Genomic DNA, 13,024 nt, shown 5'->3' with positions numbered 1-13,024 from the left:
CCCGCCATCGGAGCTGCCCGGGTTCACGGCTCGCCGGCACTCGTCGGGCCCTGCCGTCGGTCGGCCAGCGCGGACTCGATCCGGGGCAACAACGCCACGCCCACCGTGTAGGCGGCGAGCAGGCCGATGGCCGCCAGGGCGGGCAGGGACCGGCCGACCGGCAGCAGCAGTAGCGGCACCACGCTGACGAGCAGGTGCGCCAACCCGCCGTCACAGCCCGACAGTCTCCGCACCAGCAGCGTACTCATCAGGTAGAGCGAGGTCCCGCCGTAGAGCGCGACGGCGCCCGGCCAACCCAGCGGCTGACCACCCGGCTCGTCACCGGCGGAGACCACGGCGAGCACGTCCTCGAAGCCGAGCGCCGTGTAAATGACGCCGGCGAGCAGCGGCAGGTGCCCCAGGGAGTAGACGTCCGCGCCGACCCGGTCCCGCTGCGCGCCACGCGCGCGCAGCAGCGCCGTTTCGGCGACCGGGCTGACCCGGTCGAAGTGGACCGCCCACAGACAGGAGATCAGTACGAACCCGATCACTGCCGCAGCCAGCACCGTAGGCCTGGTGACCATGACGCCGACGCCGACGCCCACACCGGCCGCGAGGAACGACTCCCCCAGCGCGATGATCAGAATCAGGCCATGCCGTTCGGCGAAGTAGTCGGGACTGCGCAGCGGCCATCCACCGAACCGGTTCTGCACCACCCCGCGATCCCCGCCGACCTCGATCACGAACGCGAGCGCCCACAGCCCGGTCTGCGCCCAGCCGCCGTACACCGCACCGATCAACAGGGGCACCCAGGCCAGCACGCTCGCCATGGCGAAGCGCCGGAGCCGCAACCGCTGCATCGGCCCGCTCACCCAGTAGTAGAGCGACACGTGCACGGCGCGCATCAGCATGTACGACAGGGCCAGCAGCAGTGGCCCATCCAGACCCGGTCCGCTGGTCCAGGCTGCCGGCATGACCAGGGCCGCGACGAAAAGCCCCGCCATCGCCGCCAGTACCGCCAGGCGTACCGGTGGCAGGTCGACGCGCGTCTCGTTGCCCAGCCAGAGGTATCCGGACCAGGCGAACCAGAGCAGCATCAGCAGCAGCAGTCCGCGTCCCATCGCCACCGGGTCCGGTGGCTTGCCCATGAAGGCGACGATGCGGGTGAGGGCGAAGACGAAGACCAGGTCGAAGAAGATCTCGAAGGGGGTGACGGTGGGCACGCCCCGGCCGGGGGCCGGTCGGGGGATCCGCCAGCGCCGGCCCACAGCCAGGCCGGGTCAGCTGCGCGGGAAGGCGAGCGGGCCTCGGCCGGTGTCACTGCCGCCGGATGCCGGGCGGCAGGTCCGCTGCGCTGCACCCTGCCCGCTGCCGTACGCCATCCTCCGACGCCCCTCCCTCACCGCGACCTGCGGCTTTCCCGATGTTAGACAGGCACGGCACGGCGTCGGGACGGTTCGGCGGAAGGGGCGCTTCAGCCGGGTACGTGGGCTGCCGGTAGGCCGGTGTAGCGGCCTCGGTGGTAGAGCAGTGGTGAGCCGGTGCCGGCGCTGCGGAGCAGTTCCGGTTCGGCCAGCACGATGGCGTGACTGCCGACCCTGACCCGGTCGATCACCCGGCACAGCAGCCAGGCCAGCGCATCGGCCAGGACGGGTACGCCCTCCGGGCCGGGCTGCCAACGGGTCGGCGCCGCGAACCGGTTGATCCCGCTGGTGGCGAAGGTCCGCGCGAGTTGGTGCTGGTCGTGGGCGAGCAGGTGCACCCCGACATGCCGTGCCGCCGCCATGGTGGGCCAGCTCGACGAGCCGGTGTCCACGCAGAACGACACGACCGGCGGTCGGAGCGAGACGGCGGAGAAGGAGGTGGCGGTGAATCCGGCCAGCGGGGGGCCGGGCGCGGTGACCACGGTGACCGTGCTCGCCTGGTGACGCAGGAGGTTGCGGAGCTCCGCCACGTCGGCATCGACGGGCTCGAGATCGTCGGTGGGCGGCGCCATGGGGTACTCCCTACGCTCCGGGAACGGCCTCCGGTCAATAACCTACTGATCCGGTTGGTTATGTCGATATTCTGAGCCGGTCTACCGGACCATGACAAGTGGCGTCCAGATCCCGGACGGCTCTCCCCGTTTCGGCCGCAACAGCACGACGCTGTGGGTGCGTTTCCTGCTGCTCCAGCGACAAGAAACGCACCCACAGTGTTCAGCGGACGCCGCGCGCAGGGTGCGCGCCCCGGGTCACGAGGTGGTCGTGGCGAGGCTGGGTTCGGCGGTGCGCTGTTCCGGGGTGCTCACCGTCGTACTGGGGCTGCCCGGCGCGAGCTGCACCCGCACCTCGGAGTCGACCGCGATGCCCAGGGCGAGGAACTCGTTGCGGGTGAGCGTCACCGTCACCGGCTGACCGCCGGTCGTGGCCACGTCGACGCGGATCTCGAAACCGATCCGGGTCACCCGGGTCACCCGGGCGGCCACGCCGGTGGTGCCGCCGGAGAACAGTTGCAGGTCGTGCGGGCGCACCAACTGGTCGCCGAGCTGGGTGACCGGGCCGAGGAAGCGCATGACGAACTCGTTGGCCGGACGGTCGTACAGGTCGTCGGGCGAGCCGATCTGCTCCACCCGCCCCTCGTTGATCACCACGATCTCGTCGGCGACCTCCAGGGCCTCCTCCTGGTCGTGGGTGACGAAGACGGTGGTGACGTGCACCTCGTCGTGCAGCCGGCGCAGCCAGTCCCGCAACTCCTTGCGGACCTTGGCGTCCAGGGCGCCGAACGGCTCGTCGAGCAGCAGCACGGTCGGCTCGACGGCCAACGCCCGGGCCAACGCCATCCGCTGACGCTGCCCGCCGGAGAGCTGCGCGGGCAGGCGCTCGGCGAACTGTTCCAGGTGGACCAGGGCGAGCAGCTCGTCGACCCGCCGACGGATCTCGTCCTTGGGCCGCTTACGGATCTCCAGACCGAAGGCCACGTTGCGGCGTACGGTCAGGTGCTTGAACGCGGCGTAGTGCTGGAACACGAAGCCGACGTTGCGTTTCTGCGGCGGCAGACCGGTGGCGTCCACGCCCTCGATCTCCACCTTGCCGACATCGGCACGCTCCAGGCCCGCGATGATCCGCAACAGGGTGGACTTGCCGCCACCGGACGGACCGAGCAGGGCGGTCAGTCGGCCGGACGGGATGCTCACCGACACGTCGTCCAGTGCGACGAAGTCGCCGAAACGCTTGCCGACGTTGACAATCTCGATGCTCAACGGTCTTCCTTCGGCCTCAGGACGGACACGACGATGATGCAGGCGACAGCGACGAGAGCCAGCAGGAACGCCGTCGCGTACGAGCCGCCCTTGTCGAAGTTCAGGTACTTCTCCTCGACGACGAGGGTGGCCGTACGGGTCTCGCCGAGCACGTTGCCGGAGACGACCTTCACCGCGCCGAACTCACCCAGGGAACGGGCCAGGCTGAGCACGACGCCGTAGATCACGCCCCACTTGATCGCCGGCAGGGTGATCCGGCGGAACGTCTGCACGGCGTTGGCGCCGAGGCTGCGGGCGGCCTGTTCCTGCTCGTCGCCGATCTCCTGAAGGACCGGTACGACCTCCCGGATGACAAGCGGCAACGCCACGAACACGGTGGCCAGCACCATGCCCGGAGTGGCGAAGATGATCTGGAAGCCGGCCGCTTCGAGCGTCGGGCCGAACCAGCCCTCCCGACCGCCGTAGACAAGCACCAAGGCCAGACCGACGACGATGGGCGAAACCGACAGCGGCATGTCGAGCAGGGCGTTCAGCGTCCGCTTGCCGGGGAAGTCGTAGCGGACCAGCAGGATCGAGATGCCGACGCCGAACACCGTGTTGATCACGACGGCGGTCACCGCGATGACCACGGTCAGCCGCAGGGCGTGAGTGACGTCGGGATCGGTGAGAATGTCGCCCAGGCTGGTGAAGCCGTCGGCGAGGGCGTTGCGGCCGACCAGGTACAACGGCCAGGCCACCAGGAGGAACAGGTACGCGGTGACCACCGCGCGCAGCACGTACCGGCCGGGCCGGCGACCGACCGGGGTACGGGTGATCGAGTGTTCAGCCACGGCGTACCACCCTCCGCTGGATGACGTCGAGCACGACGATGACGGCCAACGAGATGGCCAGCAGCACCACCGCGACCGCCGCCGCGCTGTCGATGTTGTCGTTCTCGATGCTGCTGAGGATGCGTACGGAGGCCACCTCGGTGCGCATCGGCAGGTTGCCGGTGAGCAGCACCAGTGAGCCGTACTCGCCGACGGCGCGGGCGAACGACAACGCCGCGCCCGCGGCGATGGCCGGGGTGAGGCTCGGCAGCACGATGCGCCGGAAGGTGGTGTACCGGCTGGCTCCCAGCGACGCGGCGGCCTCCTCCACCTCCGGGTCGAGTTCGGCCAGCACCGGCTGCACGGTCCGGACGATGAACGGCAGGGTGACGAAGAGGAAGGCGAGGAAGACCGCGATCCGGGTGTTGGCGATGTTGACCCCGAGCGGGCTGGTCGGCCCGTACAGCGAGAGCAGCACCAGGCCGGCGACGATCGTCGGCAACGCGAACGGCACGTCGATGAGGATCTCCAGCGCCCGCTTGCCGAAGAACCTGTCGCGGACCAGCACCCAGGCGATCAGGGTGCCCATCACGATGTTGACCAGGGTGACGAGCAGGGCGGTGCCGACGGTCAGCCGGATGGTGGCGGCGGTCTGCTCGTTGGTCACCGACCGCCAGAAGCCGGCCCAGCCGCCCTCGGCGGCGGTCACCGCGACGGCGGCCAGCGGGATCAGCACGAGCAGGCTGAACCACACCATGGCCACGCCGAGGCCCAGCCCGGACACCCGGGTCAGCGGCAGGCCGCTGCGGACCGACCGGCGGGGGGCCGCCGGTCGGTCCGGAGCGAGGGTTGCCGAGGTCACTTCGCCTTCCCGGAGGCCGCGATGACCTTGGTGATGATGCCCTCGTTCTCGTCGAAGAACTTCTTGGACAGCGCCGACCAGCTCTCGAAGTCCGTGTCGACGGTGAGCAGCTTCTGCGGGGCCGGGAACGGGTTGGCCGGGTCGAGCGCGCCCTCGATGTCGCTGGTGTCGACGCCGTCGATGATCGGGCGGAAGCCGGTCAGGGCGAACTGCCGCTGGCCCTGCGGGCCGAGTACGAAGTCCAGCCACTCCTTCGCCTTCGGGTCCGCGTCGGAGAGAACGGCGCCCGGGTTCTGGATCAGGATGGTGGTGGGAGGCAGGATCCAGTCGAGATCCTCGCCGTTCTGCCGGGCCAGGATCGTCTCGTTCTCGTAGGCCAGCAGCACGTCACCGGTGCCACCGAGGAAGGTGGTGGTGGCGTCCCGGCCGCTGCCCGGCAGCGACACCACGTTGGCGAACAGCTTGGTGAGGAACTCCTCGGCCTGGGCGTCGGTGCCACCGTTGGCGGCGATGTGGCCCCAGGCGGCGAGGGCGTTCCAGCGGGCGGCGCCGGAGGAGGCCGGGTTGGGCGTGACGATGCCGATGCCGGGCTTGATCAGGTCGTCCCAGCCCTGGATGTTCTTGGGGTTGCCCTTGCGGACGGCCAGGACCACGACCGACGAGGAGACGATGCCCTTGTTCGGGCCGTCGTCCCAGCTCTCGTCGACCAGACCGGCGTCGACCAGGCGGGTCACGTCGCTGCTGACGGAGAAGTGCACGTAGTCGGCCTTGAGGCCGGATACCACCGCGCGACTCTGGTCGCCGGAGGCGCCGTAGGAGGACTTGAACCGTACGCCCTTGCCCGCCTCGGTCTTGTTCCATTCCGCGGCGATGGCCTTGTTGGCCGCCTCGGGCACCGCGAATCCGACGATGTTCAACGTGCTGGAGTCACCCGCCGAGGTGCCGCCGCCGCAGCCCGACAGGGCCAGGCCGGTGACCATGGCTGCAGCGATGGCCGTTCTGATCCGGAGCCTCATCGCAGGTGTCCTCCTCCAGTGCGCGCCCGCACTCTATATATCCGACCGACTAGATAGGGAATATGCCCGTTTTGGGCTACCAGCAGGAAATGCAGCGTTGGATCGCGGTCACGGACCGGGCCTCGGTGCCCGGCCGACAACGGTGCGACGACGCGATCCCGACGCGCCCGGCTCACGCCGGCGCGGCAGCATCGATCGCCTGCCCGACCGCGCACCGAATATCCCACTAACTCGACAGGATTTCAAGCCTTAGTCCGGGACGGACCGGGTGCGGACCCGACCGGCGTGGGCATCCGCCGAGCGGTCGACGGTCACGAGCAGGTCGGCGAGGCTGGACCGGTCGACCACCCGCTCGATCGCGCGGTGCACCGACTGCCACACCTCACCCAGCCCGGCGGCCACCCCGTGATACGTCGCCACCTCGGCCGGGGCCCCCCGAACCGTGGTCAGCGGCCCGCCGGTGGCCCGCAGCACGTCACCGACGGTGATCTCCTCCGGTGCCCTGGTCAGCGCGTATCCACCGTCGGAACCGCGTGCGCTGTGCAGCAGACCGGCACGGCGCAGATCCAGCAGGATGCCCTGCAGGAAGGAGTACGGGATGTCCTGGCTGGCCGCGAGCGCCGCCGCCTTCACCAGGGCCGGGTGCTGCTGCGCCATCGCCAACATGGCTCGTACGGCGTAGTCCGATCGCGCTGACACGTACACGCCTACGTCCCCGGTGCCCTACATACTCCATCGAACATATAGGGATACTGGACAAGGTCGTACGGCGCGTCAAGTGCCATGGTGCCGGCGGAGGCGTCAGGAGACGCGCATCGCCCGTACGGCCTCTCCCGCGTACAGGCAGGCGGCCCGGTGCCCGGCGGCGACCTCGACGAGCGCCGGGTCGGTCTCGGCGCAGTCGGGTCGGGCCTGCGGGCAGCGGGTCCGGAACCGGCAGCCACTGGGCGGGTCGACCGGGCTGGGAATGTCCCCGCTGAGGATGACCCGCCGACGTTCCCGCTCGACCTGCGGATCCGCCACCGGAATCGCCGACAGCAGCGCGGCGGTGTACGGATGCGCGGGCTCCCGCCAGATCTGCGCCGGTGTGCCGCTCTCCACGATGCGACCCAGATACATCACCGCCATCCGGTCGCTCATGTGCTCGACGGCGGCCAGGTCGTGGGCGATGAACAGGTAGGTCAGTCCCAGGTCCCGTTGCAGCCCGCGCAGCAGATTCATGATCTGCGCCTGCACGCTGAGATCGAGCGAGGCTATCGGCTCGTCGAGGACGATCAGGTCCGGCTCGCCGGCGAGCGCGCGGGCGATACCCACCCGCTGCCGCTGGCCGCCGGAGAGCTCGTGCGGGTGCCGGTCGGCCAGGTCCCGTCGCAGACCCACCGCGTCGAGCAGTTCCTCGACGCGGCGACGACGAGCGGCGGAGCTGTCGACGAGCCGGTGCACGATCAACGGTTCGGCGATGCTGGACCCGACGGTACGGCGCGGGTCGAGCGACGCCTGCGGATCCTGGAACACCATGGCGACCCGACGCCGCAACGCCCGCAGCTGCCGACGTGACCAGCCGGTCACGTCCTGCCCGGCCACCCGGACACTGCCCGTGGTGGGATCGACCAGGCGCAGCAGCGCCAGACCGGTTGTCGACTTGCCGCTGCCCGACTCCCCCACCAGCCCCAGCGTCTCGCCCCGGCGTACCTGCAAGGACACCCCGTCGACCGCCCGGACCACACCGGCCGAGGTCGGGAACCAGACCCGCAGGTCGTCGAGTTCGGCGACCACGTCGGCCGATCCCCGCTGCATCGGCACCTGCACCTCACCGCGCTTCATCGGCCCTCCCCGTCGGGTCGCTGCGGGTAGAAGGTGCGGACGTGATGTGCGCCGGCAACCGGGACCAGCGGCGGCAGCTCGTGCTCGCATCGGGCGTCGCCGCGCACCGGGCAGCGGGGCCAGAAGGCACAGCCGGCAGGTAGGTCGTGCGGGCTGGGTGGCGCGCCGGCGATGGTGACCAGGTCGCCACCGCCGGCCCCCGGCTCAGGTCGGGCGGCGAGCAGAGCCGAGGTGTACGGGTGCCCCGGCCGGTCGAACACCGCCTCGACCGGCCCCTGTTCGACGATCCGCCCGGCGTACATCACCGCCACCGTGTCCGCGATGCCGGCGACCACGCCCAGGTCGTGGGTGATCCAGACGACCGCGGTGCCGAGGCGCTGTTGCAGGTCGGCGACCAGCTCGACGATCTGGGCCTGGGTGGTGACGTCCAGCGCGGTGGTCGGCTCGTCGGCGATCAGCAGATCCGGTTCGCAGGCCAACGCCATGGCGATGACCACCCGTTGGCGCATGCCGCCGGAGAACTGGTGCGGGTAGGCGTCCACCCGTTGCGCGGCCGACGGGATGCCGACCAGGTCGAGCAGCTCGATGGCGCGGGTACGGGCGGCCCGCCGGGTCAACCCGAGGTGTTCCTCGCCGGCCTCGGCGACCTGCCGACCCACGCTCAACACCGGATTGAGTGAGGTCATCGGATCCTGGAAGACGAACCCGACGTGCCGACCCCGCATCCGCCGCCGCCGGTCCGCCGGTAACGCGGTGAAGTCCGACCCGAGCAGCCGTACGCTGCCGGTCACCCGGGCGGCGCGCGGCGCCAGGCCGGTGGCGGCGAGCACGCTCATGCTCTTGCCGCTGCCCGACTCGCCGACCAGGGCGAGGGTCTGCCCCGCCTGGACCGACCAGTCGACCCCGGCCACGGCGCGGGCCGGACCACGCCGGGTGCCGATGGTGACGGTGAGCCCCGACACGGCCAGTACGGCATCGCTCATCCGGTGCTCCTCCTGGCCTCGTTGACAGTCAACTGACGGGGGTCGAGCACGTCACGCAACGCGTCACCGACCAGGTTGAACGCCAGCACGGTGCAGAAGATGGCGGCACCCGGAAAGACACCCAGCCACCAGGCGTCGGTGACGAAACCCCGACCGTCGTAGAGCATCCGACCCCAGGCGGGGGCCGGCGGCTGCACCCCGAGACCGAGGAAGGACAGCGCCGCCTCGGACAGGATCGCGAAGGCCAGCGACAACGACGTCTGCACGATCAGCGGCGCGGCGATGTTCGGCAACACGTGCCGACGCATGATCCGCAGGTCGGACGCGCCGATGGAAACCGCAGCCCGGACGAAGACCTGCTCCCGCACCGAGAGCACACCGGCCCGGGTGACCCGGGCGAAAATCGGCGTGTAGACCACCCCGATGGCGATCATCGCGGTGAGCAGGCCCGGCCCGAGCACCGCCACGATGGCCACCGCGAGCAGCAGCACCGGGAACGCGAACAGCACGTCCATGCAGCGCATCAGCAGGTTGTCCACCCAGCCCCGGTAGTAGCCGGCGAACAGGCCGAGGGTGACCCCGGCGAGCAGGGCGATGCCGACGCTGACCGCGCCGACCTGAAGGGACACCCGGGCGGCGACCATGACCCGGCTGAGCACGTCGCGGCCGAGTTCGTCGGTGCCGAACGGATGCGCCCAACTGGGCGCCTGCAGCATCCGGTCGACGTCCACGTCGTTGATGCCGGACGGTGCCAGCCACGGCCCGGCCACCCCGACCACGACCAGCAGCACCAGGACCGCGGCGCCGGTCAGGGCCAGCGGGTCGTGGCGCAACGCCGACGCGGCACGCCGCAACTGCCCCTCGCTCGGGCTGACCGTCGGCGCGCTCATTTGACAGTGATCCTCGGGTCGAGGCGGGCATAGAGAATGTCCACCAACAGGTTGACCAGTAGGAACAGCGCCGCGACCAGCAACACCGCGCCCTGGAGTACGGGATAGTCGCGGGCCTGGACCGCGTCGAAGGTGAGCCGGCCGATGCCCGGCCAGGCGAACAGCACCTCGATCACGATCACCCCGCCGAGCAGGCTCGCCAACTGCACCGCCACCACGGTGACCACCGGGATCAGGGCGTTGCGCAGCACATGCCGCAACACCACCACCCGGGTCCGCAGCCCCTTCGCCTCGGCGGTACGGACGTAGTCCTCCGACAGCACCTCAAGCATCGACGAGCGGATGAACCGGGTCAGGATCGACGCGGTCACCAGGCCCACGGTCGCCGCCGGCAGGGCGACGTGCGACGCCCACCGGGCCGGGTCCTCGGTCAACGCCACGTACCCCGACGGCGGCAGCCAGCCGAGCACCCCGGCGAAGAGCAGGATGCCCATGATGCCCATCCAGAAATCCGGCACCGAGACGCCGAACTGGCTGAACACCCGCGCCGCGTGGTCGACGAACGATCCGCTGCGCATGGCCGACACGATGCCCAGCGGCAGGGCGATCACCAACGCGAACAGCACAGCGGTCACGGCCAGCGACAGCGTCGCGGGCAGCCGCTCCAACACGATGGCGGTGACCGGCCGGCCGCTGCGGAAGCTGACCCCCAGATCGCCGGTCAGCGCCCGCCGCAGATAGTCGAAGTACTGCACCACCAGGGGCTGGTCCAGCCCGGCCCGAGCCCGCAGCGCCTCGTAGGTCTGCGGGTCGAACCGGGTGCCCAGCGCCACCCGGACCGGGTCACCCGGCACCAGTTGCAGCAGCAGGAACACCACGAGGGTGACGCCGAGCAGCACCACACAGGACTGGAGCAGTCGGCGGATGACGAAGCGGGCCACCTGCGGTCCCCTGCCCGCTCACCGTGTCAACGCCACGTCGCGGAACCGGATCGCCCGGTCGGTGCGTACCTGATAGCCGGTGACCTGTTTCGACCAGCCCTGCGCCACGTCGGGGTTGTAGAGGTAGATGTAGCTGGCGTCGTCGACGATCTGCTTGGCCACCTGCTCGTACTGCTGCTTGCGGGCGCCCTGGTCGGTCTGCGTGCGGGCCCGGTCCAGCAGTTGGTCGACGGCGGGGTTGTTGTACTTGTGGAAGTTGAACGTGCCGCCGCTGTGGTGCTGGGCGTAGTAGAACTCGTCCGGGTCGATGTTGCCCAGCCAGCCGAGCATGAACGAGTCGAAGTTGCCGTTGCCCTGCTCGTCGAGCCACTGCGCGAAGTCCAGCGTACGGATCTTGACGTTGACGCCGATCGCTTCCAGCTGTGAGGCGATGACCTGGGCGGCGGTGACCGTCTCCGGGTACTCGCTCGTCACCATCAGGTCCATGGTCAGGTCACTGACCCCGGCCTGGTCGAGCAGCTGCCGGGCCTGGTTCACATCGTGCGAGTACGGGGCGTACTCGTAGTAGAAGGCGCTGTTCTGCGGAATCGCCGTCTGGTTGACCGTGGCCAACCCGAACTTGGCGGCCTTGGTGATCGCCTCGCGGTCCAGCGCGAACGCGATCGCCCGGCGCACGTTGACGTCGTCGTACGGCTTACGCGCCTGGTTGAGGGCCAGGTACCAGTAGTCGGTCGACGGCACCGACTCGACGGTCGGCTCGTCGCCGTCGAGCAGCGCGGGCACCTGCTGCGGCGGCAGGTTGTCGGTCCACTGCACCTCGTTGCCGCGCAGGTTCTGCAACGCCACCGTGGGGTCGCTGACGAAGGTGAACCGCACCCCGTCGAGCTTGGGCCGCTCACCCCAGTAGTTGTCGTTGCGGACCAACTGGATGTTGTCGCCGGAGGTGTAGCCGCCGATGGCGAAGGGTCCACTGCCGATCGGCTTGGTGGTGATCTCGCCGGACTCCACGTTGGCCTTCTGCACGATCGCCACGCCCTTGAAGCCGCCCAGGTTGGCCAGCAGATTCGGGGTGGGCGCGGACAGGGTGATGACCACGGTGGTCGGGTTCGACGCGGCCACCGACTTGACGGTGCCGAACTTGTACGCCGTGTTCAGCTTCTCGTCGATGATCCGGTTGTACGAGTAGACGACGTCCTCGGCGGTCAACGGCGTACCGTCGGAGAACTTGACCCCCTCGCGCAGGGTGAACGTCCAGGTCAGCTGGTCGTCGCTGGTGGTCCACTCGGTGGCCAGCGACGGCTGCATCTCCAGGTTCGCGTCCGGCTCCACCAGGGTGTCGAAGACGTTCTCCAGCACCTGGAAGCTGTAGTAGGCCGAGGTCTTGTGCGGGTCGAGCTGGTCGGGTTCACCGCCGATGGCGGCGTTGAGGACACCGCCCGCGGCGGTCCCGTTCCCGCCGTCGACATCGACGCCCTCCCCCGCGCTGCACCCGGCCGCCGCGAGGAGCGTCAGCGCGAGTGTGGCCCCGGCCAACCGGAATCTGGTGCTGGACATGGTCCTCCCCCTGGATTCTGCTGCCTGCTGCCGGCCCCCACGCTAACCGCAAACCATCCGACCGGCAGGTTGGAGACCTGCAGTCGACGAGCATCGCCATCGAGATGTGACCTTGTGCGCGCCGGCCCGTCTCAGCCCGGGTCGCCGGCAGCGCAGTTGTTACTTGTCAATCGAACGGTGTACTCGGCGTCGTCGTGGGTGATGCCCGACGGCTGACCGTCGAACCAGGTCTCCACCTTGCGCCAGCCCGCACGCTGCTCGTAGTGCAGGTGCGGGGCACCGGAATTGCCGGTGCTGCCGATCCGCCCGATCTGCTGCCCCTGGGCGACCCGCTGCCCGACCTGCACCATCGGCGGTTCCAGCAGGTGCAGGTACTGGGTCTCCCACCGCCCGCCGTGGTCGATCTTCACCCAGTAGCCGCCACCGCGACCCCGAGGCCCGTCCGGATCCTCCGGCGTACGCCCACCGAGCGACCCGTTGATGCCCGCCACGGTCACCGTGCCCGCGTACGAGGCGAGCACCGGCTGCCCCCACGGATCACCGTCGAGGGGGAAGAAGTCCACGTCGTTGTCGCCGTGACCGGGATAGGTGCCCAACTGCCAGGTCTCCCCGCAGCCCACCGGCATCTGGAACAACGGTCGTGGCCCCGGCGGCAACACCTGCGGCACCACGACGTACGCGACCGCGCCGAGCACCCCCACCAGCCCGACCACCAGCAGCAGCCAGGGCAGACGCCGACGGCGTCGCCGGTGTCCTCGAGGTCGGCCGGTCGTCACGCCCCGAAGCATGTCAGACCCCCACAACGCTGCTGCTCCGACGGTCAGCGAACACGGTGCGACCCACGCCCACCCTCGGGCACCAAGGTCACGCTCGATCCAGGATCGAGTGGTATTGAATTGGCGAATAGCCACTCGATCCTGGATCG

At 69.8% G+C, this 13,024-nt stretch carries 13 protein-coding genes; all 13 read right to left on the bottom strand.

What is annotated here, in order from left to right:
* Positions 1 to 23: 23 nt before the first annotated feature.
* A complete protein-coding gene (locus Vgi01_RS09885; protein WP_158244923.1) occupies positions 24 to 1,202 on the bottom strand; it encodes a low temperature requirement protein A in 1,179 nt (392 codons plus the stop codon).
* Positions 1,203 to 1,453: 251 nt separating this feature from the next.
* Positions 1,454 to 1,975 carry a flavin reductase family protein gene (locus Vgi01_RS09880; protein ID WP_102659377.1) on the bottom strand — a complete coding sequence of 174 codons (522 nt, stop codon included), beginning with the start codon at positions 1,973 to 1,975 and terminating at the stop codon, positions 1,454 to 1,456.
* 237 nt (positions 1,976 to 2,212) lie between these two features.
* Positions 2,213 to 3,220: a sulfate/molybdate ABC transporter ATP-binding protein gene (locus tag Vgi01_RS09875; protein ID WP_204290808.1), complete on the bottom strand. Its 1,008-nt coding sequence runs from the start codon at positions 3,218 to 3,220 to the stop codon at positions 2,213 to 2,215.
* Positions 3,217 to 4,050 (bottom strand): sulfate ABC transporter permease, encoded by an 834-nt coding sequence (locus Vgi01_RS09870; RefSeq protein ID WP_102659379.1) that lies wholly within the window; start codon positions 4,048 to 4,050, stop codon positions 3,217 to 3,219. The genes Vgi01_RS09875 and Vgi01_RS09870 overlap by 4 nt, the downstream gene beginning before the upstream one ends.
* Positions 4,043 to 4,891 carry a sulfate ABC transporter permease subunit CysT gene (gene cysT, locus Vgi01_RS09865; RefSeq protein ID WP_204290807.1) on the bottom strand — a complete coding sequence of 283 codons (849 nt, stop codon included), beginning with the start codon at positions 4,889 to 4,891 and terminating at the stop codon, positions 4,043 to 4,045. Before cysT ends, Vgi01_RS09870 begins: the two co-directional genes overlap by 8 nt.
* On the bottom strand, positions 4,888 to 5,907 hold the full coding sequence (locus Vgi01_RS09860; protein WP_204290806.1) for a sulfate ABC transporter substrate-binding protein: 1,020 nt from the start codon (positions 5,905 to 5,907) through the stop codon (positions 4,888 to 4,890). Before Vgi01_RS09860 ends, cysT begins: the two co-directional genes overlap by 4 nt.
* A 249-nt stretch (positions 5,908 to 6,156) precedes the next feature.
* Positions 6,157 to 6,612 (bottom strand): RrF2 family transcriptional regulator, encoded by a 456-nt coding sequence (locus Vgi01_RS09855; RefSeq protein WP_204290805.1) that lies wholly within the window; start codon positions 6,610 to 6,612, stop codon positions 6,157 to 6,159.
* Positions 6,613 to 6,708: 96 nt separating this feature from the next.
* Positions 6,709 to 7,731, bottom strand: a complete 1,023-nt coding sequence (locus Vgi01_RS09850) for an ABC transporter ATP-binding protein (protein ID WP_239088867.1) — start codon at positions 7,729 to 7,731, stop codon at positions 6,709 to 6,711.
* Complete coding sequence (locus tag Vgi01_RS09845; protein ID WP_102659384.1) at positions 7,728 to 8,714, bottom strand: ABC transporter ATP-binding protein; 987 nt, start codon at positions 8,712 to 8,714, stop codon at positions 7,728 to 7,730. The genes Vgi01_RS09850 and Vgi01_RS09845 overlap by 4 nt, the downstream gene beginning before the upstream one ends.
* Positions 8,711 to 9,604 carry an ABC transporter permease gene (locus tag Vgi01_RS09840; protein ID WP_204290804.1) on the bottom strand — a complete coding sequence of 298 codons (894 nt, stop codon included), beginning with the start codon at positions 9,602 to 9,604 and terminating at the stop codon, positions 8,711 to 8,713. The genes Vgi01_RS09845 and Vgi01_RS09840 overlap by 4 nt, the downstream gene beginning before the upstream one ends.
* A complete protein-coding gene (locus Vgi01_RS09835) occupies positions 9,601 to 10,545 on the bottom strand; it encodes an ABC transporter permease (protein ID WP_102659386.1) in 945 nt (314 codons plus the stop codon). Before Vgi01_RS09835 ends, Vgi01_RS09840 begins: the two co-directional genes overlap by 4 nt.
* Before the next feature lie 18 nt (positions 10,546 to 10,563).
* Entirely contained in the window at positions 10,564 to 12,099 is a 1,536-nt protein-coding gene (locus Vgi01_RS09830; RefSeq protein ID WP_102659387.1) for an ABC transporter substrate-binding protein, read from the bottom strand.
* A 131-nt stretch (positions 12,100 to 12,230) separates the two neighbouring features.
* Positions 12,231 to 12,875: a M23 family metallopeptidase gene (locus Vgi01_RS09825; protein WP_204290803.1), complete on the bottom strand. Its 645-nt coding sequence runs from the start codon at positions 12,873 to 12,875 to the stop codon at positions 12,231 to 12,233.
* Positions 12,876 to 13,024 lie beyond the last annotated feature (149 nt).

Source organism: Micromonospora gifhornensis (assembly GCF_016863515.1).
Classification (GTDB): Bacteria; Actinomycetota; Actinomycetes; order Mycobacteriales; family Micromonosporaceae; genus Micromonospora; species Micromonospora gifhornensis.
The sequence above is the reverse complement of the archived record's forward strand: the minus strand, read 5'-3'. Positions and strand labels throughout refer to the sequence as shown.